The 25,273-nt window shown below is 57.6% G+C and carries 26 protein-coding genes; 11 read left to right on the forward strand and 15 right to left on the reverse strand.

The window, feature by feature from the left end; translation table 11 throughout:
* Nucleotides 1-42: 42 nt before the first annotated feature.
* The 5 genes from ACOCF6_RS14145 to dapF form a co-directional block, all read right to left on the reverse strand.
* Nucleotides 43-1,563 (reverse strand): hydrogenase large subunit, encoded by a 1,521-nt coding sequence (locus tag ACOCF6_RS14145; protein ID WP_482460977.1) that lies wholly within the window; start codon nucleotides 1,561-1,563, stop codon nucleotides 43-45.
* Nucleotides 1,560-2,993 carry a proton-conducting transporter transmembrane domain-containing protein gene (locus ACOCF6_RS14150; RefSeq protein WP_482463362.1) on the reverse strand — a complete coding sequence of 478 codons (1,434 nt, stop codon included), beginning with the start codon at nucleotides 2,991-2,993 and terminating at the stop codon, nucleotides 1,560-1,562. Before ACOCF6_RS14150 ends, ACOCF6_RS14145 begins: the two co-directional genes overlap by 4 nt.
* Before the next feature lie 4 nt (nucleotides 2,994-2,997).
* Entirely contained in the window at nucleotides 2,998-3,642 is a 645-nt protein-coding gene (locus tag ACOCF6_RS14155) for a hydrogenase (protein ID WP_482460978.1), read from the reverse strand.
* A gap of 2 nt (nucleotides 3,643-3,644) precedes the next feature.
* Complete coding sequence (locus ACOCF6_RS14160) at nucleotides 3,645-4,553, reverse strand: respiratory chain complex I subunit 1 family protein (RefSeq protein WP_482460979.1); 909 nt, start codon at nucleotides 4,551-4,553, stop codon at nucleotides 3,645-3,647.
* A gap of 97 nt (nucleotides 4,554-4,650) precedes the next feature.
* Nucleotides 4,651-5,487 carry a diaminopimelate epimerase gene (gene dapF / locus ACOCF6_RS14165; protein ID WP_482460980.1) on the reverse strand — a complete coding sequence of 279 codons (837 nt, stop codon included), beginning with the start codon at nucleotides 5,485-5,487 and terminating at the stop codon, nucleotides 4,651-4,653.
* 186 nt (nucleotides 5,488-5,673) lie between these two features.
* On the opposite strand from dapF, the gene ispF reads away from it, so the two are divergent.
* Nucleotides 5,674-6,147 carry a 2-C-methyl-D-erythritol 2,4-cyclodiphosphate synthase gene (gene ispF, locus ACOCF6_RS14170; protein ID WP_482460981.1) on the forward strand — a complete coding sequence of 158 codons (474 nt, stop codon included), beginning with the start codon at nucleotides 5,674-5,676 and terminating at the stop codon, nucleotides 6,145-6,147.
* A 69-nt stretch (nucleotides 6,148-6,216) separates the two neighbouring features.
* Here ispF and ACOCF6_RS14175 read toward each other — a convergent pair whose 3' ends face one another.
* Nucleotides 6,217-7,116, reverse strand: a complete 900-nt coding sequence (locus ACOCF6_RS14175) for a DnaJ C-terminal domain-containing protein (RefSeq protein ID WP_482460982.1) — start codon at nucleotides 7,114-7,116, stop codon at nucleotides 6,217-6,219.
* A gap of 170 nt (nucleotides 7,117-7,286) precedes the next feature.
* Here ACOCF6_RS14175 and hemG point away from each other — a divergent pair, with 170 nt between their 5' ends.
* Entirely contained in the window at nucleotides 7,287-8,702 is a 1,416-nt protein-coding gene (hemG, locus tag ACOCF6_RS14180; protein WP_482460983.1) for a protoporphyrinogen oxidase, read from the forward strand.
* Nucleotide 8,703: 1 nt separating this feature from the next.
* Nucleotides 8,704-8,889: a hypothetical protein gene (locus ACOCF6_RS14185; protein WP_482460984.1), complete on the forward strand. Its 186-nt coding sequence runs from the start codon at nucleotides 8,704-8,706 to the stop codon at nucleotides 8,887-8,889.
* A gap of 13 nt (nucleotides 8,890-8,902) precedes the next feature.
* Here ACOCF6_RS14185 and ACOCF6_RS14190 read toward each other — a convergent pair whose 3' ends face one another.
* Genes ACOCF6_RS14190 through uppP form a run of 3 tightly spaced genes read right to left on the reverse strand, consistent with a single transcriptional unit; the run spans nucleotide 8,903 to nucleotide 11,136 of the window.
* Entirely contained in the window at nucleotides 8,903-9,592 is a 690-nt protein-coding gene (locus ACOCF6_RS14190) for a PilZ domain-containing protein (RefSeq protein WP_482460985.1), read from the reverse strand.
* A 27-nt stretch (nucleotides 9,593-9,619) separates the two neighbouring features.
* A complete protein-coding gene (gene radC, locus ACOCF6_RS14195) occupies nucleotides 9,620-10,309 on the reverse strand; it encodes a RadC family protein (RefSeq protein ID WP_482460986.1) in 690 nt (229 codons plus the stop codon).
* 5 nt (nucleotides 10,310-10,314) lie between these two features.
* Nucleotides 10,315-11,136: an undecaprenyl-diphosphatase UppP gene (uppP, locus tag ACOCF6_RS14200; RefSeq protein ID WP_482460987.1), complete on the reverse strand. Its 822-nt coding sequence runs from the start codon at nucleotides 11,134-11,136 to the stop codon at nucleotides 10,315-10,317.
* Between the two features lie 180 nt (nucleotides 11,137-11,316).
* Between uppP and ACOCF6_RS14205 the strand changes: the two genes are divergently transcribed.
* Together ACOCF6_RS14205 and ACOCF6_RS14210 are read left to right on the forward strand one after the other, a co-directional pair.
* Nucleotides 11,317-11,937, forward strand: coding sequence for a DUF47 domain-containing protein (locus ACOCF6_RS14205; RefSeq protein WP_482460988.1), 621 nt, complete (start codon nucleotides 11,317-11,319; stop codon nucleotides 11,935-11,937).
* Nucleotides 11,930-12,931 (forward strand): inorganic phosphate transporter, encoded by a 1,002-nt coding sequence (locus ACOCF6_RS14210; RefSeq protein ID WP_482460989.1) that lies wholly within the window; start codon nucleotides 11,930-11,932, stop codon nucleotides 12,929-12,931. The genes ACOCF6_RS14205 and ACOCF6_RS14210 overlap by 8 nt, the downstream gene beginning before the upstream one ends.
* 53 nt (nucleotides 12,932-12,984) lie before the next feature.
* Here the strand turns inward: ACOCF6_RS14210 and ACOCF6_RS14215 are convergent, their stop codons facing one another.
* Complete coding sequence (locus tag ACOCF6_RS14215) at nucleotides 12,985-13,485, reverse strand: DUF2062 domain-containing protein (protein WP_482460990.1); 501 nt, start codon at nucleotides 13,483-13,485, stop codon at nucleotides 12,985-12,987.
* Nucleotides 13,486-13,711: 226 nt separating this feature from the next.
* Here ACOCF6_RS14215 and ACOCF6_RS14220 point away from each other — a divergent pair, with 226 nt between their 5' ends.
* Nucleotides 13,712-16,720, forward strand: a complete 3,009-nt coding sequence (locus ACOCF6_RS14220; protein WP_482460991.1) for a PAS domain S-box protein — start codon at nucleotides 13,712-13,714, stop codon at nucleotides 16,718-16,720.
* 53 nt (nucleotides 16,721-16,773) lie between these two features.
* Here ACOCF6_RS14220 and dtd read toward each other — a convergent pair whose 3' ends face one another.
* Together dtd and ACOCF6_RS14230 are read right to left on the reverse strand one after the other, a co-directional pair.
* Nucleotides 16,774-17,211 (reverse strand): D-aminoacyl-tRNA deacylase, encoded by a 438-nt coding sequence (dtd, locus tag ACOCF6_RS14225; protein ID WP_482460992.1) that lies wholly within the window; start codon nucleotides 17,209-17,211, stop codon nucleotides 16,774-16,776.
* 1 nt (nucleotide 17,212) lies between these two features.
* Nucleotides 17,213-18,316, reverse strand: coding sequence for a DUF362 domain-containing protein (locus ACOCF6_RS14230; RefSeq protein ID WP_482460993.1), 1,104 nt, complete (start codon nucleotides 18,314-18,316; stop codon nucleotides 17,213-17,215).
* Nucleotides 18,317-18,445: 129 nt separating this feature from the next.
* Here ACOCF6_RS14230 and hcp point away from each other — a divergent pair, with 129 nt between their 5' ends.
* From hcp to ACOCF6_RS14255, 5 genes are all read left to right on the forward strand, one after another.
* Nucleotides 18,446-20,041, forward strand: coding sequence for a hydroxylamine reductase (gene hcp / locus ACOCF6_RS14235; RefSeq protein WP_482460994.1), 1,596 nt, complete (start codon nucleotides 18,446-18,448; stop codon nucleotides 20,039-20,041).
* Between the two features lie 157 nt (nucleotides 20,042-20,198).
* Complete coding sequence (locus ACOCF6_RS14240; RefSeq protein WP_482460995.1) at nucleotides 20,199-20,660, forward strand: cache domain-containing protein; 462 nt, start codon at nucleotides 20,199-20,201, stop codon at nucleotides 20,658-20,660.
* 28 nt (nucleotides 20,661-20,688) lie between these two features.
* Nucleotides 20,689-21,714, forward strand: coding sequence for a GGDEF domain-containing protein (locus tag ACOCF6_RS14245; protein ID WP_482460996.1), 1,026 nt, complete (start codon nucleotides 20,689-20,691; stop codon nucleotides 21,712-21,714).
* Nucleotides 21,715-21,777: 63 nt separating this feature from the next.
* Entirely contained in the window at nucleotides 21,778-22,857 is a 1,080-nt protein-coding gene (gene mqnE / locus ACOCF6_RS14250) for an aminofutalosine synthase MqnE (protein WP_482460997.1), read from the forward strand.
* Nucleotides 22,857-24,008 carry a class I SAM-dependent methyltransferase gene (locus ACOCF6_RS14255; RefSeq protein ID WP_482460998.1) on the forward strand — a complete coding sequence of 384 codons (1,152 nt, stop codon included), beginning with the start codon at nucleotides 22,857-22,859 and terminating at the stop codon, nucleotides 24,006-24,008. The genes mqnE and ACOCF6_RS14255 overlap by 1 nt, the downstream gene beginning before the upstream one ends.
* Before the next feature lie 11 nt (nucleotides 24,009-24,019).
* Here ACOCF6_RS14255 and ACOCF6_RS14260 read toward each other — a convergent pair whose 3' ends face one another.
* Genes ACOCF6_RS14260 through ACOCF6_RS14270 form a run of 3 tightly spaced genes read right to left on the reverse strand, consistent with a single transcriptional unit; the run spans nucleotide 24,020 to nucleotide 25,254 of the window.
* Nucleotides 24,020-24,406, reverse strand: a complete 387-nt coding sequence (locus tag ACOCF6_RS14260; RefSeq protein WP_482460999.1) for a hypothetical protein — start codon at nucleotides 24,404-24,406, stop codon at nucleotides 24,020-24,022.
* A 1-nt stretch (nucleotide 24,407) separates the two neighbouring features.
* On the reverse strand, nucleotides 24,408-24,713 hold the full coding sequence (locus ACOCF6_RS14265; protein WP_482461000.1) for a hypothetical protein: 306 nt from the start codon (nucleotides 24,711-24,713) through the stop codon (nucleotides 24,408-24,410).
* Nucleotides 24,703-25,254 (reverse strand): RNA polymerase sigma factor, encoded by a 552-nt coding sequence (locus tag ACOCF6_RS14270; protein WP_482461001.1) that lies wholly within the window; start codon nucleotides 25,252-25,254, stop codon nucleotides 24,703-24,705. The genes ACOCF6_RS14265 and ACOCF6_RS14270 overlap by 11 nt, the downstream gene beginning before the upstream one ends.
* Between the last annotated feature and the right edge of the window lie 19 nt (nucleotides 25,255-25,273).

Here is a 25,273-nt window from a genome sequence, read left to right on the forward strand (position 1 = left end):
AAATTATTTTCTGAAAACCGCCAGAAAATCATTTCTAACGCACTAAAGATCAAAGCCGCAGTAGGACAGATTGAAGCTCTTGTTGCAGAGTGGAAAATCCGAAATCTGCCCATTGCGCAGCGCCATAGCCAGGCCGTTCCAGTTATGGAATGACGGGTCTGTGATCTTGTAATGCAGAAAGGCTCCGGCAGGGCCGGTGAGGGCAACATGACAGATTTCACCGCGCCACCCCTCCACAAGGGCTGCTGACAGACGCTCACTGCGCGGCATTGCGCAGGGGATCAGGATGTCTCCAGCTGACAGTGATTCGAGCATGTTGGTAATGCAGTCAAGCGCAGCCAGCGACTCCATCCAGCGGACTCTGGCCCGAGCCAGCACATCGCCTTCCGTTTCTACGCAGATGGTTGGTTGAGTGGTCCGGTAAGCTCCAAAGGGATGGTCATGGCGTACATCCCGCACGATGCCGCAGGCCCTGGCAGCCGGGCCGACCAGGCCCAGTTCCAGGGCATCTTCATTACTGACCCGCCCGGTCTTTTCAAAACGTGCCATGACATTCGGAGAATTCCACAGCAGGTCCACCGCCCCGCTGTAGTCACGACGGGCTTCCGCCAGGCGTTTGTGTAATTCAGTCGCCTGTTCGGGTCGGCAATCGAAATACACCCCTCCCGGCCGAACCAGTCCGCGCCCGAAGCGGCTGCCGCACAGCAGGGCGCTCATGTTGAGGAAATCACCCCTGATCCTGCCGCAGAATGACATGGTCGGGAGAAATCCCACGTCTCCGGCCAGTGCGCCCAGGTCGCCACAGTGGTTGGCCAAACGCTCCAGTTCCAGGGCAATGGCTCGTATTGACTGCGCCCGGGACGGCACCTCCACATCCGCCAGTCCCTCCCGGACCATGGCGTAGGCGCTGGCATGGCCGATGGTCGTATCGCCGGCCACGGTTTCCATCTGTGCCATAGTGATTGCATGCGGGCCGCCGACCAGTGCCTGTTCTATCCCGCGATGCTGGTATCCCAGGGCGATCTCCAGGTGAAAGACCGTTTCACCGTGACACTGGAAACGGAAATGCCCCGGTTCGATGATGCCCGCATGCACCGGTCCGACCGCTACTTCATGGACTTCAGCCCCCTGCACCCGGTAAAATTCCCCCACACCCGGCAGGATGGTATCCTCTTTTGTCCTTCCCCAGGCATCGTGTCCACTGCGGCCGGAGCGCTGATAGCGGACCGGCTTGAACCAGGGGTGGTCATCAACAATGATGCCGCACTGCTCGGCAATCTCCCGTTCGAACAGATGTGCCTGGGGGCAGACTGATGTAATGCCGGGCAGGCTATCCTCTACCCATGAGCGATACACACCCAGACGCGCGTTGCCGCCTGCCAGGATGCACCAGAGAGCCACCCCCTCCCGTTCCGGCACGCCGAAGTACGAGGCAATGCGCCATCCCAGTCCCGTAAGGTCGACAATCCCCTGTAGAAACAGGTCAAGGGCAACCTCCGGTACGTCCCGGGTCGCGATGCTTTCGCCGTTGGTGAACGTTTTCAGCAGCACCTCGGAATTCATTGCGGCACCTCCAGAAGCGCTGCCGCCTCGGTCACCAGGCGGTAGAGCGGAGGAGGCAGCCAGAGGCCAACAATTGCCAGAATGATCAGCAGCGCCAGGGGAGGCCCCACCAGCAGAGCGGTTTCTCGATATTTCGTACGTTCACGGTTTTTGGGCGGATCGCCGAATACGACCGGCACGACGGTCAGTGACATGCCAAGGAAGGCCACCATCAACAGGATGGCCATAAACACTCCTGTAGCAACCCGGTCCTGGGAGAAGGCGCTGGAAAAGATGGCGAATTCGCTTGAAAACGGCAGAAATGGCGGCGAACCGGTCATGGCCAGAAATCCTGCCAGAAACAGGGCCCCGCTCCATGGTGCGCGTTTGAGCGCGCCACGGGCAACTTCGCGGTTTTTAGAGGCAAAGGCGCGGTGGATGTTCCCGGCACACAGGAACAGCACCCCTTTTGCCAGGCCGTTGCCGATCAGGTGCAGCATGGCTCCGTACAGGGCTTTACCCCCCAGGCCGAGCGCCACGGTGAACAACCCCATATGCTCGACACTGGAATAGGCCAGCATGCGTTTGAAGTCGGTCTGGCGCACCAGGAATATGGCTGAAACAGTCAGGGAAAACAGCCCCATACCGATCAGGCAGGTACGATAAAAATGCGGGGCTCCGGATGCCATGCAGATTTGATAAATGCGGATCAGACCCAGAAAGCCGCAGTTGGCCAGGCCGCCTGCCAGCATTGCACCTACCAGGCCGGGTGCCTCGCCGTAGGCATCAGGTTTCCAGGTGTGCATGGGCGCCAGCCCCATCTTGGTCCCATAGCCGACCAGCATCAAAACGAATGATGCATTCAGCCAGACCTGAGGCAGCCGTGAGGCGCTGCTCTGCAACGATTCCAGTAACAGGGACGGCGCCAGGCCAGCAACAATCGTCGAATACGCCAAAAACAGTATTCCCAGCAGTGCCAGGGCAATACCGATCGAACAGATCAGCATGTATTTCCAGGTGGCTTCAATGGAGCGGGCATTGCTGTTGAAGTAGACCAGGGGGGCCATGGAGAGGGTGGTCGTTTCGATGGCCAGCCAGAGCAGGCCGATATGGTGGGCGACCGTTGCCAGGGTCATGGCCGAGAGACAGACCTGCATACCCATGCAGAGCACCCGGTTGTTGCGCTCCTGGCGGTACTGCAGATAGTTGACCGAATAGAAGGCGCAGGCGGTGAATAAAACCGAGATCTCCAGCAGAAACAGTTTGCCGACCGCATCCAGACGAATCCAGTCATTAAAAAATTCCGGACCTGAACTGGAGCACAGGTACAGTGAAATCATCAGGTGCAGACAGGCAACTACCGGCAGCACGACCGGTCGCCGGCTGTTGGACGGGATCATCCATGCCGTCAGGGCGCCCGCCAGTGGAATGATCGTCAGGAGTGGAATCAACATCTCAATCCACCTCCCGCAGGGCGGTCATGCGGCTGGTATCGATGGATGAAAATTCGCGGCTGATCTGGTTGATAATGATTCCCATGACGAAAATTCCTGCAATCAGATCCAACAGTGCCCCGGCCTCTACCATCAGCGGCATGGCCTCGGTTAACAGCATGCCGAAGATAAAGATCCCGTTCTCCAGCATCAGGTAACCGACCACCTGGTTAATGGCCTTGCGGCGGCCGACAATCGTTATGAAGCCGGTCAGGATGGTTGCCAGGGCAGCCGGTACGATCAGGAGCCCCTGATGAAACGGGGCCAGAGGCAGTTTTGCGGCAAATACAAATGCCAGCACCGTGGCGACCGCTCCCATGAGGATATTGCCGCTGTACCCGAAAAACGGCTGCAGGTCCTCACCGGACTCGATCTTTTTGAGGGCATTCAGCAGCAGCAGCGGTATGCAGCACCCCTTGGCCAGCAGCACGAATATCGCAATGATCAGGATGTGACGGTGAAACGGGTGGGTCAGGAGCGGCAGTAGTCCCAGGACAATGCCCTGGGTGGCGATCGCCCGGATGGCGACTCTGGTGCGGTGAGTCCCCAGGACCAGGATATTGATCAGCAGCACAAGCACCAGCAGTTGGTCGGCGGCAGAGTTCATAGTCACCTCAGGACGAGCATCATGGCGAAAGCCGCAAGCACACAGGCAGCCAGGAGCATCTGTGGTATCCGTACCAGGCGGTAACGGGCCATGACGGATTCCACCACACCGATACAGACTGCCAGCAGAACCATTGAAATGGAAAATATGAACCAGTCCAGCAGTGAGTTGTCAACCCTGAGAGGGAGGAGCACCTGCAGGAAAAATGTCCCGAAGATAAAGAGTTTGAGGCTCGCAGCGTAGAGAATCATGCCGAAGGCCGGTCCGCTGTGATCCAGCACCATCACCTCATGGATCATGGTCAGCTCAAGATGGGTATTGGGATCGTCAAAGGGGATGCGGCAGTTTTCTGCCAGAAGCACAAAGAACAGGCTGGCAACCAGCAGGACCAGGGTGGCGCCGGAGGTGATCCAGAGCGTTGTGGAGGTGTGGGTCAGAATGCCGGTCAGGGAAAGCGAACCGGATAGGCGTGAGAGTACCAGCAGGGCAACGAAGATAACCGGTTCGGACAGGCAGGCGAACGTGACTTCGCGGGCCGCCCCCATCCCTTCGAAGCTGGAGCCGGTGTCGAGCGCCGCCGCTGTCGTAAAAAACCGCCCCAGCGCCAGCAAGTAAACAAACAGGATCATGTCGCCGTTAAAGGAAAGTGGCGTAATATGGTTGCCCAGCGGAATCAGCAGTGCTGCCGTCAATGTGGCAGCCAGGGTAATAACGGGCCCGGCTCGGAAGACCCAGGTGGTGGTGCGGCTGAAGATACTGCCTTTGCGCAACAGGCGGAACAGATCGTAATAGGGCTGGAGCAGCGGCGCGCCGCTCCGCCCCGCAAAGGTGGCCTTGGTACGGTTTATCACCCCGAACAGGAGCGGCGGCATGCAGATGATCAGCACGCAATGGATCAGGATATCAGCCACATCAGTTCCTTGGTTGGATGAAGTACTGCTTTTATATTTCAGCCTTTACCCCACCCTGGCCCTTGCCCAGAGGAGGGTGGGTCTATGTGTCGGAGCCTTACAGCGCAATCTCCCCGTTGAAGACCTCTACCGCCGGTCCGGTCATATAGATGGAGCCGTCCTCGGCCCATTCCATCTCCAGATCACCACCGGAGAGGTGGTTGAGGATTTTTCTGTCGGTCAGGCCATTCAGAACACAGGCGGCGGTCACGGCACTGGAGCCGGTGCCGCAGGCCAGTGTTTCACCGGCGCCCCGTTCCCAGGTGCGCTGGCGTACTTCCGTCCGGGAGATGATCTGGACGAATTCAACATTGGTGCGGCGGGGGAACAGCTCGTGATTCTCGATCAGAGGACCGTAGGTCAGAACCGGGAAGGTTTCGACATTCTCCACGAAGATGACGCAGTGCGGATTGCCCATGGAGGCGCAGGTAATCTTGAAGGTGCGGTCGAGGATCGTCAGCGGTTCGGCAATCACCCTGGCGGTTGCGTCGCCGGTCATGGGGATCTCGGCGCGGGTCAGGCGCGGCATCCCCATGTTGACGCGGACTTTTCCGATTTTCCCGTCACTGCCGGGAACCAGTTGCAGGGTCAGGATGCCGGCCCCGGTTTCGGCCGTGATCTCGGTTTTTGAGACGATGCCGTGGTCGTAGGCGTATTTTGCTACGCAGCGGATGCCGTTGCCGCACATCTCCGATTCGGAACCGTCCGAGTTGAACATCCGCATGCGTACATCTGCTATTTCAGACGGCATGATCAGGATCAGCCCGTCCGAGCCGATGCCGAAATTGCGGTTAGAGACCTGTATTGCGACCTGTCGTGGATCGGCAATCGTTTCTGCGAAGCAGTTGACATACACGTAATCATTGCCGGCGCCCTGCATTTTTGTAAATTTCATCGTACTCCATCCCCTTTAAGATTTGAGAATTTTGAAGGGACACAATAGCAAAAATGCAGACAGGCAACAAGTGAAATTGGCAGCTTAGGCGGTCGTAGTGCTGTTGTTCAGGGCATAAAATCATTTTTATGACGAATGACTTGAAACGTTCAGACCGATTCGGTACATTCGTGCCAGGAGGAAGCTATGCGTATAGGACATGGATATGACGTCCACCGGTTGGTGGCGGACAGGAAACTGATCATGGGCGGGGTGGATATCCCCTGGGAGAAGGGGCTTTTGGGGCATTCCGATGCGGATGTGTTGCTGCATGCCATTTCCGATGCCATTCTGGGTGCCATCGGCGAAGGTGATATCGGCAAACACTTTCCTGATACCGACCAGGCCTACAAAGGGGCCGACAGCCTCAAGCTGCTGGCGCATGTCATGGCACTGGCCGATGCCCGCGGCTATTGTCTGGGAAACCTGGATGCCACGATCATTGCCCAGCAGCCCAAGATGGCTCCGCATATTGCCACCATGCGTGAAAATATTGCTGCGGTGCTGAATGCCGCGACCGAGCAGGTCAATGTCAAGGCCACCACCGAAGAGGGGCTGGGGTTTTCCGGCCGGGGCGAGGGCATATCCGCCCATGCCGTGGTGCTGATGCTGGCAAAGTGATCGTAAAAAAACCTCCGGGGTTTTCAAAGCCCCGGAGGTTTGGTTCCTGTTATGAACTGCACCTCAGGATTACATCCCCTTCTTGGCCAGTTCCTCCACCAGCTTTTTCTGTTCCGCATTCAATGCTTCCGGTACATGCATCGAAATTTTGACGTAGAGATCACCCTTGGTGTTTGAGCCCAGGGTCTTTACACCGAAGCCTTTCAGGCGGATCTTCGTGCCGGGCTGGATGCCGGCCGGAACCTTGATGCGTTTATCCCCCTCCAGGGTCGGTACGTCCAGGGATGTCCCCAGGCAGGCGGCACTGAACGGGATCGGGCGCTCCACCAACAGGTCGCCGTTGTCGCGGGTAAAGACCGGGTCCGGCAGGACACGGATGATCAGAAACAGATCGCCGTCCGGTCCGCCGCTCTCGCCCTGGCCACCCTTGCCGGTGATGCGGATCTTGCTGCCGTTGTCCACACCGGCCGGGATTCTGACCTTGAGTTCTTCGCGTTTGCCGTTGCGGCGGAACGCGACCGTTTTTTCGGCCCCCAAGACGGCATCCCGGAAACTGACATCCAGCTCCATCTCCAGGTCGCCCCCCTTCTGCGGCCCGGCCCGGAAGCCCCCCCGACCGCGCCCGCCGCCGAATGACCCGCCAAACAGCCGTGAAAAGATATCATCACCGCCACCCGCTCCCATGTCTTTATAGGCGTTCCCGAAATCGAAGCCGCGGAAGATGTCCTCCTGGCTGTACTGTTTGTGGAATCCGTTGGAGCCATAGGTGTCGTACTCTTCCTTTTTCTTGGGGTCGGAGAGCACGGCGTAGGCTTCGTTGAGTTCCTTGAACTTGTCCTCTGCGGCCTTGTCACCGGGGTTGCGGTCGGGATGGTACTTGACCGCCAACTTGCGGAAGGCCTTTTTGATATCATCGGGAGTGGCCTTTTTATCCACTCCGAGGGTTTTGTAATAATCTGTAGCGGCCATTGGTTTCACCGTCCTTTTCAGTTCTGCTGACAATGTAAGCCGCCTTTGACGGCATGTCAACCGTACCGGTGGTGTAGCCCTTGACAGTCACCTGCCATGGACGTAGTATCGCTGCGAAAAACGACCTCGTTAACACGCGGATCCTGTTGGTCGGGATCAGGGAGCAACCTATGAAAAAAGTTATCATCATCGGAGGAGGCATATCCGGTCTGTCAACAGCCTGGCTGTTGCGGGACAAGGCCCACAAAGCCGGTATCGAACTCGACCTGACTCTGCTGGAAAAGGAAACGCGGGTGGGGGGCAAGATCTGGAGCATCCGCGAGGAAGGCTATACCTGCGAATGGGGACCGAACGGATTTCTTGACAGCAAACCGCAGACCCTGGAGCTCTGCTCGGCCATCGGCGTGGAGGATCATCTGCATCGCAGCAACGACAATGCCCGCAAGCGTTTCATCTTCTCGGGCGGTGAACTGCACAGCCTCCCCGAGGGAGGTCCCTCGTTCCTCAAAAGCCGGTTGATCTCCTGGCCGGGCAAGCTGCGTCTGGCGCTGGAACCGACCCCCTTTATTGCAGCGGCCCCGGCCGGCGTGGACGAGACCCTGGCTGACTTCGGCCGCCGTAGGCTGGGCAGCGAGGCGCTCGACAAGCTGATTGCACCGATGGTATCGGGCATCTTTGCCGGCGACCCCGAGACCATGTCCCTGGTCTCATGCTTTCCCCGCATCGCCGAGCTTGAACGGGAGTACGGCGGACTGATCCGTGCCATGGTCATGCTGGCCAAAAAGAAAAAAAGAGATATTGCCGCCGGCAAGGTCGTTTCCAGCGCCGCCGGCCCGGGTGGCGTGTTGACCTCATTTCGCGAGGGCATTCAGTATCTGTCCGATGCATTGCAGGCTTCACTGGATGGAATCGTCAGGCCGGGCGTTGCGGTGGAGCGCGTGGAAAAGGGCCAGGGCCTGCCGTACCGCGTGCGATGTGCCGATGGCAGCGAACATGAAGCCGACCTGGTCATTGCTGCGTCTCCGGCCTTTGCGGCTGCCGATATGCTGGATGGCTTCGACCAGGGTCTTTCAAAGGTGCTGCGCCAGATCCCCTACGCCAGCATGACGGTGGTCTGTTTCGGCTACGAGCGTGATCGCATTACCCATCCGCTGGACGGTTTCGGCTATCTGATCCCCAAAAAGGAGGGGCGCAGTACCCTCGGCACCCTGTGGGATTCCAGCATGTTTGATAGCCGGGCGCCGGAGGGCAAGGTGCTGCTGCGCAGCATGATGGGCGGGGCCTGTTTCCCGGAGTATGTCAAGCTGGGCGATGACGAGGTCGTGGCGCGGGTCAGGCGTGATCTTCAGGCCACCATGGGGATAAAGGCCGAGCCCTCTTTTGTGCGTATCTTCCGGCATCCCCAGGCCATCCCCCAGTATACTGTCGGCCACGGCAAACGCCTGGAGGCTTTGGGGAAGCTGCTGAAGGCCTATCCCGGATTGATCCTGACCGGCAACTCGTATCGCGGCATCGGCCTGAATGACTGTGTGGCTGCGGCACAGCGGGCATCAGATGAAGCGCTTGAACTCCTGCAGGGGGCATGACATGGATATCGCCGGGTTACAGTTCTGGAGTGATAAAATGCGGATTGTTCTGGGGATACTCTTTATCCTGTTCATCATCTGTTTTGTCGCGATCGTTATCGAAGAGACCTTCCTGGGGGGGCGGCGTCGCCGCAAGGCGGTAAAAATCGCCCGTGAACGGAATAAAGAGGAGGGGGAAAACCTGTAATCGATGACTCTGTTTACTCCAGCTGCTTTTCCCGGCAGAGCGCGAGAATCTGCGCCTGCTGCTGCGGTGTCATCTCGTCAAAGCGAATCCCCACGCCCGGAATTTCGTTTGTCATGCCCCATTCCCGTTTCCAGCAGACCGTTGACTGGATAGGCGAAGGGTCATTGAGGATCAGCAGCCGGATCCAGACGGTTGATTGCTGGGAGATGTCATCATTGACACTGAACAGGAAGCAGCCGCCCGGTGAAATATCGATGCAGACGGTGCGCTCGTCCGACATTATCTCTTCCGAGGGGAGCGACAGTACGGCATTCAGGTTAAGCGCAATCCTGTTGCGGGGGAGAACGATCTTGACCGGTTGTTCGCAGCAGTAGCGGAGGTATTCTTCGGGGGTTTGAGAGCTTTCATGGCTGTCGCCGGAAACCAGGATACTTACCTCCCGGGTGCCGGCGGCAATGTTCAGGCGGGCATGGGGCAGGGCCCGCAGGCAGTCCTCCACCAGACTTTTTTCGTATTGGGAAGCCCGCACGATCAGCGGCATATCCAGAAAAATGGCGTTATAGGGCTGCCGGGCGGTATGGGTCGCGACATCGCGCAGCGAGGAAACCGCCTGGCAGATCACCCGTTCTTTCTTGAGAAACGCTTCATAGATGCTGCGGCGTTCTTCATCAGCTACAGCCAGCAGTATTTGGGGCTGCATCATAGCTATCTCCTGTGTATTTACGGCCTGTTACAGTATGCCCCGCTCCACGAAGCTCATGTACTCCCCATCCCCGACAATGATGTGATCCAGCACCTTGATCCCCATGATCTCCCCTGCTTCGCGCAAGCGCCGGGTTATGGCAATATCTTCCGAACTGGGTGCCGGGTCTCCGCTGGGGTGATTGTGGACCAGAATCACTGCTGCTGCCGATTCCTTGACCGCCGGGCTGAATACCTCGCGCGGATGAACGATACTCTGGTTGAGACTCCCCTCTGAAATCTGAACGCGGCGGATGATGCGATTTTTGCCGTCCAGCAGCAGGGTCAGGAAATATTCTTTGCGGCTGTCGCGGAATTCATGGTGGAAGTAATCGAAGACCTGTTGGGGAGAGGTAAAGCGGTCGAGATGTTCCAGCTTGCGGGCCTGGAAGCGTGATGCCAGTGTAAAGGCCGCTTTCAGTCCGGTAGCCTTGGCCGGTCCCATGCCCTGGATCTGGCAGATTTGCGCAATGTCGGCGCTGCCCAGTTCGCGCAGGTTATCACCAAAGTGGCTGATGATCTCGCGGCCAAGGTCTATGGCGCTTTTTTTTGTCGCGCTGTCGCCGGTCCGGAGTATCAGCGCCAGCAGTTCGGCGTTTGTCAGGCTGTGGGCCCCCTGCTTGAGCATTCTTTCCCGCGGCCGCTCATCCTCCGGCCACTCCCTGATGCCTCCGCTCATTCCGATTACCCCTTGAACCCCGACATGATCGCAGCAATCACCACGCCGCCGGTGATGACCCGATACCAGACGAACGGCGAAATGCTCCGTTTCTGCACATACTTGAGCAGGAAGGCCACGCTGAGGTAGCCGGTGATTGCCGAGACACTGATCCCGACCAGCATGGGGACGCCTTCACCGGCCGGAATGCCGTGCTTGAACAGGTGCAGGGTCTTGAGCAGGGCCGCTCCGGCCACGATCGGCAGCGACAGCAGAAACGAGAAGCGGGCGGCGCTCTCACGGGTGAAGCCCAGCATCAGTCCCGCAGTGATGGTGATGCCGGAGCGGGAGACGCCGGGGATCAACGCCAGACACTGGAACAGGCCGATGGTCAGAGCGCTGGAGGGTTTGACCTCGTCCAGGGCCAGACGCTTGCGGCCGGCGATATCGGCTATTCCCAGGATGATGCCGAACACGATCAGGACTATGGCGATCAACAGCGGATTGGAGCGGAAGAGCGCTTCAACCTGGTGTTCGAACAGCTTGCCCACCACGGCAGCCGGTACAGTGGCGGCGATGATCAGGAACGGCAGCCTGCGGGCCGGGGTATTCAGGGAACGGCTAGCAATGGCATCGACCGCTGAGAACGCCATCTCGATGATATCTCGGCGGAAGTAGAACGCCAGGGCGATAAAGGTTCCCAGATGCAGGGCCACGTCGAAGGTCAGGCCCGATTCGGGCCATTGCAGCAGCCAGGGTACGAGGATCAGGTGGGCAGAGCTGCTGATGGGAAGCACCTCGGCAAAACCCTGCAGGGCGCCAAGGACAACGGCATGGAGTGTGTTCACGAAAGGCTCCTTTAAGAATAAATAACAATACTGCAATAACATCGTAATGGCAATAATGCATTGGCTTTGTTTCAAATGCGTCACAATTGTGCAACTTTTTTTTATGGGCAGATTTCGAAATTCATGCTAAGAAAGACAGGTTTATTGATCACGCAATTTAGGTATCTCATGGAGGCATACATGTTCGGACTTATTCCCAAAGAAGAAAAATTCTTTGTGCTGTTCAAGGAAATGACTACCAATATTATCGAGGGGGCCAGGCTGCTCAAGGAGATGCTGGACAACTTCGAGAACCCGGCCGAGAGCCAGCGCAAGATCAAGGATGTTGAGCACAAGGGTGATTCCATTACCCACGAGATCATCCAGAAACTTAACAAGACATTTGTTACGCCGCTTGACCGTGAAGACATCTATTCCCTGGCTTCCAAGCTGGATGACATCCTTGACCTGATCGATGCCTCGGCGCAGCGGATTATCATGTACAATGTGGAGGCCATTCCACCCGAAGCCAAGTCACTCGGGTTCATCATCCTGCAGTCGTGCCATGCGGTTGACAAGGCGGTTGCCATGCTGGGTAAAAAGACCAACGAGCAGATCTTTGAGGCCTGCGTCGAGATCAACTCGCTGGAAAATGAGGCCGATCGCGTTTCCCGTGAGGCGATCAGCCGTTTGTTCGACGAGGAAAAAGACCCGATCCAGCTGATCAAATGGAAGGAAATTTTCGAAACACTGGAGAAGGCTACCGACAGGTGCGAAGATGCGTCCAATATCCTGGAAAGCGTGGTGGTAAAGAATGCTTGATCCGGCTTTTGTGATGCTCTGCCTGGTGATTGTGGCGGCGCTTCTCTTTGACTATATCAATGGCTTCCACGATACAGCCAACGCCATTGCCACCTGTATCTCTACCCGCGCACTGTCGGTCAGGTCCGCCATCTTGATGGCCGCCGTGCTCAATTTTGCAGGAGCGATGATATCCACCAAGGTGGCCACCACCATCGGCAAGGGAATTGTCGACGCCTCCAATGTCACCCAGATGGTGGTATTGGCGGGTGTGGCCGGGGCGATCATCTGGAACCTGATCACCTGGTACTACGGACTGCCTTCTTCTTCATCTCATGCCATCATCGGCGGTATCATGGGGTCGGTGTTTGCACATGCCGGTCTGAGCGCCCTGAAATGGGCCGGACTCAAGAAGATCGTCCTGGCGCTGCTCCTTTCACCGGTCCTGGGCACCCTGGTCGGCTTTATCTTCATGTTGATTCTTTACCGGATCTTCCGCAACCATGCGCCCAGCGGGCTCAACAAGAACTTCCGCCGTATGCAGATCGCATCGGCGGCCTTGATGGCCTTCTCGCACGGTACCGCCGATGCGCAGAAGTCCATGGGTGTTATTACGATGTCGCTGGTAAGCTATGGATTTCTCAAGACCTTCGTTGTTCCCTGGGAAGTAATGGTGGCCTGCGCCACGGCCATGGCTCTGGGGACGGCCGCCGGTGGCTGGCGGATCATCAAGACCGTCGGGCACGATTTCGTCAAGCTCCAGCCGGTACATGGCTTCTGTGTTGAGACCGCCTCGGCCGGCGTCATTCTGGGGGCCTCGGCCTTCGGCATGCCTACCAGTACAACGCACGTCATCACCTCCACTATTCTGGGGGTCGGACTCTCGAAGCGGCTGACCGCGGTCAATTGGAATGTGGCCAAGCGCATCGTAACGGCCTGGATCCTGACTATCCCGGCCTCGGCACTGATGGCCTACCTGACCTATCAGGTCATGAATCCCATCCTCGGCAAATAACGAAGGGCGGGTTTCGTGCCCGCCCTCGTTTCTCCTGATTGTCAGGTTACGTACTACTCCAGCTCTTCCCCGACCACTTCCATCTCCCGTGTTATCTCGGCCAGCGCAGCATCCTTTCGTCTGAAGAAAACCACCAGCCGGTAGCAGATGAAATATGCCGCGACCGCTGCCACAAATCCGATAATCGAGCATCCCAGCAGCAGTGGTTTGGAGTGGTGCAGCATGACGCCCTTGAGGGTGGCCCAATCCAGGTTGTGGATGTTCAGTTCTAGCGTGCCCTGTCCTCCGAGTATCCATTTTCCCAGTTTGTAACTGAGTATCAGGGATGGAACGACGGTTATAGGGGTGTTGACCCAGGATCCGGTGATGCAGGTCAGTTTGTTAAGGCGGAAGACAAAGGCGATAATCAGGGCCAGGGCCGTATGCAGGCCTGGGATGGGCGGGGTGAAGCTGATAAAGACACCGACCGAAAATCCGGCGGAGATATGTCCCGGATGGCTGTCCAGTGACATGATCGTCTTGAATTGCTGCTTCAGTTTTTCCTTGGATATCATGGGCGCCTCGAAGTCGTGCAACTCTAAATCCTGTCCAGCCAGATTGTCAACCAATTACACCCGAATCATATCATTGCAGGCATGATTCACGGAATTTTGCGAGAATCAAACAAACTACCCGGGTAATTAATGTGAGCAGTTCCTGTTATTTCGGTGTATATATAACGTCAGTTACGATGTATACCCATGTCCCGTGCAGCAGCTGTAACCCATTGAAAGGACGTCTGTGCTTCTCACGATCTACCAGTTCAAGCGACGTGTATTGATCTTTGTCGGCGGGATACTGGCTGCTGTCATCGGCATCTCGGTGTGGAGCATCGTCAGCCAATACCATGATGTCCTCACCGCCGCCGAACAGCGGGCCGCAGGCTATGCCCGGGCGCTGGCCGAACATAGTGAAAGTGCACTGGCCGAGTCTGACCGGGTCCTGCAGGATGTACGCAACAATCTTCATGAGTTAGGCGGCCTGGAACGCTTCGACCAGCACGCTTTGTACCGGTTTTTGCACCAGGAAACGCAGGGCGCCCCCCAGATTGGAACCATTTTCATTGCTGATAAAGACGGCACCATGCTCGCCAATTCAAACCAGTTTCCCCAAAAGCCGATCAATGTCGCTGATCGTGACTATTTCCGCCATTATCTGAACACGCCCGGTGTCGATCTCACGATCAGCAAACCGGTCATGAGTCGCCTGGTCGGTCGCTGGCGCTTTAACCTGTTACGGCCGATCAACAGGGTTGGGGACAGCTTTAGCGGCATTGCCGTGGTGGCCTTCGAGGTCGCCTATTTCAACAAATTTCTGGGCCCGACCACGCTGGGTCCCCGCGGCCGGGTGATGCTGCTGCGCAACGACGGGGCACCCCTGGTCTATGAACCATACGTTGACAATGCCTACCAGGCCGATTTCGGCACGACCACGCTGTTCACACAAAAACTGCCTGCAACTCCATCCGGTACCTATCAAGTCACGCATGCGCCCGTAGATAATGCGCCGCGCATCATTTCCTATCAACGCCTGTCGCGTTTCCCGGTGGTGGCGGTTGTGTCACTTCACCGGGATGATGTGCTGGAGCCCTGGGCACGCAAGGCGCTGCTCCAGTCCGGTCTGACGCTCGGCTTGTGCCTGGTGATTGTCCTGCTCATCCGCCTCATGTTTCGACATCTGGATTTTCTGATCAAAAGCCAGGAGATCGTTGTCGACCAGCAGGAGCAGCTGAGAATCAAGGCAACCCAGATCGATGCGGCCGATGACGCAATTATGCAGATTGATGGAGAGGGGTGCTTGATCAGCTTCAATCAGGCGCTCTGCACCATGACCGGTTATACGCAGGCAGAGCTGACCGGGATCAAGCTCAGTGAAATCGAACCTCCCGAGTTTGCCGCAAAATATCTGGATCATATCAGCCTGCTGCAGGAGCAGCATCACGCTGCCTTCGAGTCGGCCTATCTTACCAAAGGCGGCGGTGTGCTGCCGGTCGAAATTCACGCACGATCCATGGAAAGCGAAGGTCGACCGATTGTCCTCAGTGTTGTCAGGGATATCACGCAACGCAAGCGGGATGAAAAGCGGGAACGGAGCAGGCTGAAAATCCTGGAGGAGATGGCGCGCGGCACGCTCCTTCCGGAATTGCTGGAACTGATTGTCCACTTCGTCGAACAGGAAACCTCCGGTTCGCTCTGCTCGGTTCTGCTGTCAGACGAAACCGGAACCCGCCTGATCCATGGGGCCGCCCCCAGCCTGCCGGACGCATACAACAAGGCTGTTGACGGTCTGAAAATCGGTCAGGGGATGGGCGCCTGCGGTACGGCAGCGTTCAGTAAACAGCGTGTCGTGGTTGAGGAGATTGAAGGGCATCCCTTCTGGAAGGGCTTTACGCCCGCCTGCGATGCCGGGCTGCACGCCTGCTGGTCCGAGCCGATACTGGCATCGGACGGGGCGCTGTTGGGGACGTTTGCCATGTATTACCGCCAGCCCCGCACCCCTAATGCGGAGGAAATCCAACTGATTGAATCGGCCGCTCATCTGGCGAGCATAGCCATAGGCCGGGTGCGTGAGGAGTGGCATCGCAAGGCACTGGAAGAACAGCTGCTGCATATCCAGAAAATTGAAGCCATCGGACAGCTTGCCGGGGGGATTGCCCATGATTTCAACAATCTGCTGACGCCGATTATCGTGTATGCCGATATGGTCAAGCGTGCGCTCCCCGCAGATCATCCCCAGATCCGTCGGGTGGAAGGGGTACTTGCGGCCGCTCACAAGGCCAAGGATCTGACCCAGAAACTTCTGTCGTTTGGCCGCAAGCAGATGCTATCCATGGAGGTGCTGGATCTTAACGAGGTAATCGATTCGTTCCGGGATATCCTGTTGCGCACCATCCGGGAAAATATTGTTATCGATGTAACGCTTGCTCCGGGAGGTGCCCGCCTGCAGGCCGATCGCGGCCAGTTGGAACAGGTGCTGCTCAACCTGACGGTAAATGCCCAGGATGCCATCGAAGGCAACGGTACCATCTCCATCGCCACCGGGCACGTGCTGCTTGATGACGAGTTCGTTCGACAGCACCATGGTATGGTCCCGGGGCCCTACATTCTGCTGGCATTCAAGGATACGGGCTGCGGGATGGATGAAGATACGCTGCGTCATATTTACGAGCCGTTCTTTACGACAAAAGCGGTTGGGCATGGTACAGGACTGGGATTGGCGACCGTGTACGGTATCGTCAAGCAGCATGAGGGCTATATAGAAGCCAGGAGTCACGTGGGGGCGGGCACTTCATTTAGCATCTACTTGCCGGCAACATCAGAATCAGGGGGGGCTGCAGGGTTTGCGCCGCCGGCCGTACACGACAGGTCCGGTGTTTCGGGCAATACAACCGTCCTGCTGGTAGAGGACAATCAGATGGTCCGGGAAATGGCACTGGACCTGCTTGAGACCAACGGTTTCAAGGTTCTGGTGGCAGACTCGCCGCTGAAGGCCATGGATATTGAACAGACATATAATGGTACGATAGATCTGCTGGTGACGGATGTGGTTATGCCGGAGATGAATGGCATGGAACTGTATGAACGGCTGCAGGATAGTCGCCCTGGAATGCCGGTGCTGTACATGTCAGGGTATACCAGCGACGTGGTTATTCTTGATGGCACGCTCGTGGAAGAGGTCTCGTTTATAAAGAAGCCATTTACTGCGGAGCATTTCCTGGAGAGGGTCAGGCGGGCGCTGGGGCTGAACTGATGGCAGCTGGCAGAGCAGGAAAAGAGAGGGGGGTGTCAGAAGCCCCCTCTCTTTTATCGTTCCAGCATGAATGTCACCGGCCCGTCATTAACCAAGCTGACCTGCATGTCGGCCTGGAATACGCCGGTCTCAACCGCCAGGCCGAGAAGCCTGGCCGTGTCAACGAAGTATTCGTAGAGACGCCTGCCTTCGGCGGGGGGGGCAGCGGTGTCGAAGGAGGGGCGCCTGCCCTTGGAACAGTTGCCGGCCAGGGTGAATTGTGAAACCACCAGCAGTGCTCCCTGCACATCCCGCAGCGAAAGGTTCATCCTGCCTTCAGCATCGCTGAAGATCCGCAGGCCGGCGATCTTCTCCGCCAGCCAGTCGGCCTTTTCTTCCACATCACCTTTTTCAACTCCCAACAGAAGGAGGATGCCCTGGCCGATGCTGCCGACCAGGTCACCGTCAACAGTTACCGAGGCCGAAGAGACGCGTTGGATGAGCGCTTTCATGCTAAATCTTCACCAGCTCATAGCGCCTGCTGCCCAGCCCGATTTTCTCGCCATGCGCCAGTTGGGTCTCCCAGGGAATTTCGGGCCAGACCCCGCGGAATTTGTCGCCGCCCGGTTCATGGCCGCTTTTCAGGGCCGAACCTTCATTGCCGCGCGCCCCGTTGACCAGATCGGCGCAGGCCTGGTCGATGGCTACCGGGTCGGTTGAGGCGCAGATGCCGATATCATTGACGATCGGGGCGTCGGCGTGGCCGTAGCAATCGCAGGCAGGCGAGACCTGGGTGATGAAGCTGAGGAAGATCGCCTTGCCGGCCTTGCCGGTCAGGGCCCCCTTGGCATACTCGGCCATCTTGCACATCACAAGGTCGGCGGCCTCGTTCCATTGAATATTGATGGCCTTGATCGGGCAGACCGTTATACAGCGGGAGCATCCGGCGCAGAGCGTGGGATCGATGGTCGCCTTGCCCTCGATGACGGCAATGGCATCATGGGCGCAGGATTTCAGGCAGATCCCGCAGCCGGTGCAGTACTTTCCGGCAACCTTCGGCGCTACGTTGGAATGTTGCACCAGTTTGCCCTTGCGGCTGGCGCAGCCCATGCCCAGGTTCTTGACGGCCCCGCCGAATCCGGTCAGTTCGTGACACTTGAAGTGGGTCAGGCAGACCAGCGCGTCGGCCTCGACAATCTCGGTTCCGATGTAGACCTTCTTCAGCAAATCGCCCTGTATTGCGACCTCGGTCTCGGTGACACCCCGCAGCCCGTCGCTGATGATCAGCGGTGCGCCGACACAGGCATAGCCGAAACCGTTTTCGATGGCACAGGTCAGGGCGGAAACCGCCTCCTTGCGCTCGCCCGGATAGAGGGTGGAAGAATCGGTCAAAAACGGTCGGGCACCGATCTTCTTGATCTCCTCCACCACCCGCCGGGCAAAGATGGGGCGGATGAAGGTGTGGTTGCCCTTTTCACCGAAATGGATCTTGACCGCGGTCAGGTCGTCAGCGGCGATGGCTTGCTCCAACCCTGCCAGGCTGAGCAGTTTGACGATCTTGTCGAACAGGTTTTCCTTGTGGCCGGCGCGCATGTCGGCGAAATAGACGGTGCTCATGTTCTCCTCCCGGAAAATTGTTATTTTTGACTAGCGTCAAGTAAAGAGCAGCAGGAGTGCTATACTCTCCATATCATAGAAACGACAAAAACTCGAACGAGTTTATACACACCTCAAGGAGGAGCAAAAATGTTCTGTAACCAATGCGAGCAGGCAGCAAATGGAACCGGCTGTAATATATCCGGCGTATGCGGCAAGAATCCCGAAGTGGCGACTCTGCAGGATCACCTGCTGTACGGCCTGAAAAGTCTGGCGCTGTATGCCGACAAGAGTGGACGTAATGCCGAGATCGACCGATTTACCATCGAGGGTCTCTTCAGTACTGTCACCAATGTAGATTTTGAGCCGGAACGTATCGGCGGACTGATCAAGCGCTGCTATGAACTCAAAGAAAAAGCCAGGGCCGCAGCCGGTGTTGCGATTTCCGGTCCGGTGGCTGACTGGAAACCGGCCGACGACCTGGCTGGCATGACCAGGCAGGGCGAGGCCTACGGCATCAATACCCAGCACGTCAACGAAGACATTCGTTCCGTCATCGAGATCCTCATGTACGGTCTGAAGGGCATGGCCGCCTACATGGATCACGCCATGATCCTGGGCAAGAGCGATGACGAGGTTATGGCCTTTTTCCAGAAGGCGCTGGCCGCTACAACTGATGCCAATCTGGGCCTGATGGATTTTGTCGGGCTCTCCATGGAGTGCGGCAAGCACAACCTGACGGTTATGGGGCTTCTGAACACCGCCCACACCGATACCTATGGGCACCCGGTACCGACTGCGGTACAGCTGGGCACCAAGGCGGGCAAAGCGATCCTGGTTTCCGGCCATGATTTGAAGATGATGGAGGAGATCCTCAAGCAGACCGAAGGCAAGGGCATCAATGTCTATACCCATGGCGAGATGCTACCGGCCCACGGCTACCCCGGCCTGAAAAAATACAGCCATCTGGTCGGCAACTACGGCGGTGCCTGGCAGGACCAGGCCAGGGAATTTGCCAATTTCCCCGGCGCCATCATTTTCAATACCAACTGCATCCAGCGGCCGGCGGAATCCTATACCGACCGCCTCTACACTTGGGGTCTGGTGGCCTGGCCCGGTGTCAAGCATATCGACGGCTGGGATTTTTCGCCTGTCATCAGCAAGGCCCTGGAGTGCCCGGCCCTGCCGGAAAATCCGGGTCAGGAAATCCTGACCGGTTTCGGACACAACGCTGTGCTGGGCGTGGCCGACAAGGTCATCGCTGCGGTCAAGTCCGGTGCCATCAAGCATTTCTTCCTGGTGGGCGGGTGCGACGGCGCCAAATCGGGCCGCAACTACTACACCGAGTTTGCCGAGAAGGCCCCCAAGGACACGGTCATCATGACCCTGGCCTGCGGCAAGTACCGTTTCAACAAGCTCGAGTTCGGCGACATCGGCGGCATCCCGCGCCTTCTGGATATCGGCCAGTGCAATGATGCCTATTCGGCCATCCAGATCGCCGTTGCCCTGGCAGGTGCTTTCGAGTGCGGCGTCAACGACCTGCCGCTCTCCATGGTGCTGTCCTGGTACGAGCAGAAGGCGGTCGTGATCCTGCTGACCCTGTTCCACCTCGGTATCAAGAATATCAAGCTCGGGCCGACCCTGCCGGCATTCATCACCCCCAATGTGCTCAACTTCCTGGTTGAGAACTTCAACGTCGGTCCGATCACTACGGTCGATGCCGATATGAAGGCCATGCTGGGATAAGAAACAGTACCCGGTAACCAGATGCGAACGCCCCCGTCGGATTCTCCAGCGGGGGCGTTCGTTTAAATGATCCGCGCAGCTTGACTTGGATCTTTCGTATGGTATCTTCCTGATACGTTTGGGAAATCTACCGCAACCAAACGGGAAGGACGATTCGATGTTCATAAAAATCATAACGCTGATAACGGCAACGGCTCTGATAGGTGCGACGGTCGCGGCAGGAGCAGCGGAGCGGGCAACCAGGAAAGAGGCTGAAGCGATGGTGAAAAGCGTGGTGGCCGCGTATAAGGCCGGCGGTGAAAAAATATTCGCTGATATTACCGCCCCCAGCATAACGTACGTCAACAAGGATCTTTATATTGTGGTGTATGACAGTACCGGCAAGTGTGTCGCCCATGGGCACAATGCCAAGCAGGTCGGCAAGGAAATGATCGGCATGAAAGACCCGGACGGCAAGGCCTTTATCAGGGAGCGGGTTGATCGGGCTAAATCAAAGCGAAGCTTCTGGCAGGAGTACAAGTTCACTGATCCGCTGACCAGGAAGGTCCTTCCGAAGCAGGTCTACTGCGAAAAGGCCGATGCCAGGATGATCATCTGTGGCGGGGTTTACAAGGAATAGTAAGGCCATGATTGGCCGGGAGAACTGAGTGGACGGAATTTCATCATTGCAACTGGCCATTTTCACAGGAGGATTTGCTGCAGGCCTGATAGTGTTTTCTGCGGTCTATGTCATCAAATCGACAGCGCTCCATTCAATCCTGGAGAAGCTTGGCAGTGCGGTGCTTTTTCCCGTTACGATGCTATTGGGCTTCGTTGGCAGGCGCCCGCCTGATTCGGATTCCGTTGATGCTGCGGCAGAGAACAGGCCTGTGGTTGATGAACGTGAACAGCGCCTCAATGACACCGCCCAGACCATCCGCAGTATCCTGCTCAGCCTGGCAACCGGGATTCAGCGTACGGAAAAGGCTGCCAGCGATTCATCGGAAATGCTGGGGGGGGTCAGAGACACTATCGACCGGATGGAGCTTTCCCCGGAGCTGAAGGAGGCTCATGCCATTCTGATGAAGGAGATCGACCGGGTAATGGTGAGTAATGCCACCCTCAAGAATGAATTGGCCAGTTCGAAGGAGGTGCTGGAATTCCAGCGCTGTCAGATTGAAACCCTGCGGACAGCCGTTCGGATCGACAGCCTGACGCAACTGGCCAACCGGGCCTATTTTGACGAAAAACTGACTGAAATGGTAAAACTGCGGCAGCGCTACGATGATGAGCCGTTTTCGTTGATGATGATTGACCTTGATAACTTTAAGTCGATTAACGACTCCTATGGACACCCGGCCGGAGACAGGATTCTGAAGGGGGTGGCAACAAAGATCAAGGCCACGTTGCGCGGCAGTGATTTTCTGGCCAGGTTCGGTGGAGATGAATACGCCCTGATTCTGGTCAAGACCGATGCCAAGGCAGCCGAAGAAGTCGCCTGGAAGCTCTGCTCGGAAGTGCGTGACAGCCGTTTTCTGCTGGACTCGGAAACGCTCAATATGACGCTTTCAATCGGCCTGACCGAGGCGCGCAAAACAGATACGGAAGAAAGTATGCTGAAACGGGCCGATGAAGCATTGTACCGGGTCAAGGAACTCGGCCGGAACAGTGTCTGTGTCGCTGAAATGACGTGAAGTTTCCTGCAGCCGGAGCACAAAGCCCTTGAACCTTGACCTCCTTTGACGTAAAATTCCGCCATGCCCACCTTCAAAAACATTTCAGAAAAAATCCACAACCATCAGCGCATTTCTGAGGATGACGCCTTGTTGCTGTTTTCCTCCAACGACCTGCTTGCCATCGGCGGTCTCGCGGCCCTGGCCAACGAACGCAAAAACGGCACAAGCGTCTTCTTCAATGTCAACCGCCATATCAACCCCACCAACATCTGTGTCAATCGCTGCGCCTTCTGCGCCTTCTCCCGCACCACCGGTGAAGAGGGCGCCTATACCCTGGCGCTGGATGAAATCTGTCGGCGGGCCGTGGAGGCCGAGGGAGAAGGTGCCACCGAGGTGCATATCGTCGGCGGGCTCCATCCCGACCTGGCCTTTGAATATTATGAAGAGGTACTGCGGGCCATCCGGCTGGCGGCGCCGCTTCTGCACATCAAGGCCTTTACTGCCGTGGAGATCGAATACTTTTCCCGGATCGCCGGGCTTTCCATCGAGCAGGTGCTGCAGCGCTTGATTACGGCCGGACTCGGTTCCATGCCGGGTGGCGGGGCCGAGATTCTGGTGGAGGATGTGCGGGCCAAAATCTGTCCGGAGAAGATCTCCGGCGCCCGCTGGCTTGAGATCATCCGCCAGGCCCATCTGTCGGGGCTGAAGACCAATGCCACCATGCTCTATGGTCACGTTGAGACCTTTGGCGACCGAGTGGCTCACCTGCAGCTGCTGCGGGACCTGCAGGATGAGACCGGTGGTTTCCAGGCCTTCATTCCGCTGGCTTTCCAGCCGGAAAACTCCGACCTGAAGCTGGACATCAAGGGCACATCCGGGTTGGATGACCTCAAAACCCTGGCGATCTCCCGCATATTCCTGGACAATTTTGACCATATCAAGGCTTACTGGGTCATGCTGGGGGAAAAAATCGCCCAGGTGTCCCTGGCGTTCGGGGTCAATGATCTGGACGGCACGGTCGTGGAGGAAAAGATCGGTCACGATGCCGGGGCGGCCAGCCCGCAGTCATTGACCAAAGAGGGCATCATTACACTGATCAGAAAGGCCGGCAAGAGCCCGGTGGAGCGGGATACGCTCTATCGGCCGCTGCACAGCTATTGATGCTGTCCCTGTTGCCATCCCTGGAGGACAGGGATGCATGCACACAGCTCGACCTTCTGATTGCCCCCCCCTGTTACAGCGACCGGCTGCGCTGCGGAGACTTCCGCCGCCTGCATGAGCGTTTCCAGGTCTACGCTGCCACCTGCCCGGCACCGCTTCCGGCTCCGGGCCTGATCATCACCCCTGAGATCCGTCGCCAGTGCGAGCTCTACCTGCCGCTTGCCGAGATCGTCGCTGCCTTTCACCGGCTTTACCGGACAACCCTCCGCTACCCTCCGATTCTTGAAAGTACCCCGTTTCATACTGCCCTGAGCTGGGCCGATGCGTTCATTGCCCTGCCTCCATGCTTCCAGTTCAGCGCCAATCCGGCATGCTTGCTGGAGCGGCTCCTCAACAATCAGAAGCTGCTGACGGAGTTCCTGTTTGCCTCGTTCCTGCCGCGCCGTTTTTATGGCGGTTTCAGGCGCTATCCCGGGCAACGGGAATTTGTGCGCAATTGGCTTGTCACAGGTATCCCCTCCCCCTTGACGGGGGAGGGACAGGGTGGGGGTGACCGTTCCACGATGTTCAATGTTGCCGACTTCACCCACCCCCTAACCCCCTCCCGTCGAGGGAGGGGGAAGTTTACTTTGCATTGTCTAGATGCCGCCTGCGGTACCGGTGAAGACAGCTACGGGCTGGCTTCGCTGCTGCTGGAGAACGGTTATCAACCGGCAGAATTTAAGATAGAAGGCTGGACACTCGAACCGTTGGAGGTGTGGGCTGCCGCCCACGCCCGATTTCCCCATGATCCGGAGCGGGAGGCGGTGTATCGCCGGGAGACAGGGCCGGTCTTCGAGCGCCATGCGGCTGAACGGATACTGTTCCGGACCGTAGACCTGAGGGATTCTGCTTTACTATCGTCTTCAGCGTTTGATCTGATACTGTGCAACGGACTGCTGGGGGGACCGATCCTCCACAAGCCGCACGAAGTCCGGGGTGTGGTAGCAGGTTTGGCGGGTTTGCTGGCACCAGGCGGGATGTTCCTGGCTGCTGACAGTTTTCATGGCGGCTGGAAACAGAAACACCCGCAGGATTGGCTGCGGGTGCAATGTGAATCAGTCGGGCTGCAGGTCTGTTCAGCGGGTGAAGGAATCTGTGCCCGCAGGTGAGAGGGCGGTGCTCAGTCCGCGCCCCGGCGGGGACGATGTGCCTTGCGATCGGCAATGATCCTCTCGAATTTCTCCCGCTGGTCCGGGCGCAGGATCGCTGAGATGCGGCGCTGGCTTTCATTCAGCAGCCCTTCTACCTGGGGACGCCATTGCTGGCGGACCTGGCGGATGCTGGCGTGGGTATCGTGCACTATCGGCCTGATCTGTTCAAGCTGACGGCTGTCGAGATCAAGCTGGCGGGTGAGCCGCTTGACGAGCATCTCCTCACGGGCTTCCGGGCCGCGGCCGACAAAGGCCTCCATCCGCGAACGATTCAGCATGTGTGTCACCACCCCGCCGCAGACGGCACCCAGCATAAACACCAGCAGTACACCAGCTATGGCCTTACCGTTTTTCATATCACTCTCCCGCCAGATAACTCTTGGCCAGGTATTCTTCCTGACCGTTGCTGATGGCTGCAAACAGGTCTGTGGGTACCGATTGCCCGATGGTGATGCTGCATACAGCCAGGATAACCGTAATCAGGGCAAAAGCCGGGACACAGCGCCAGGCCAGTTCATACCAGGGGCGCCGCACTTCGCGGCGCTCACGGAGACGGGCCATCAGGCGTCCCTCAAAAAACTCCTCCACAGCTTCTGTATCGTTTGGTTCACTGCGGGCGGCGGCAAAGAGCCGTTCCAGTCTGTCTTCCGCATCATCGCGCATCGTTTTCCTCCAGTATCCGCTTCAGTGCCTGCCGGGCCCGATGCCCCCGCACCTTGACATTTGCCTCGCTCCAGCCGGTCAATGCAGCAACCTCTCTCACGCTGTATTCTTCCAGTTCAAGCAGGATTATGGCCATTTGCTCATCCGCTGAGAGACAGCTGAGCGCCCATTTAAGCAGGGAGCGTGCCTCATCTGCTGTATGGCGCGCCGCGCTGGCCTGATCGGCGACACCATGCACAAGCGTGTCATAGCGGGCATTGCCGGATTCACGTCGTCTTTTGCGCAGCACGTCATGGCAGGTGTGTGTTGCAATCCGGATCAGCCAATGTTCGAACGGTGCATCCCCGCGGTAACTGCCCAGGTTTTCGTACGTCTTGATGAAAACATCCTGACAGATATCCCCCAGCTCATCCGGATCCTTGGCAAAGCGGGCGGCGAGCCCGAAGACCCGCCGCTTGTGCCGGGTGACGAGAGAGCTGAATGCTCTCTCGTCTCCCCTTCTGGCCGCATGTACCAGAGTGTCGTCCGCAGGCGTTTGCATGCTTTGAGCGGTTCTCCGG

The sequence above is a fragment of the Geobacter psychrophilus genome, assembly GCF_056821595.1.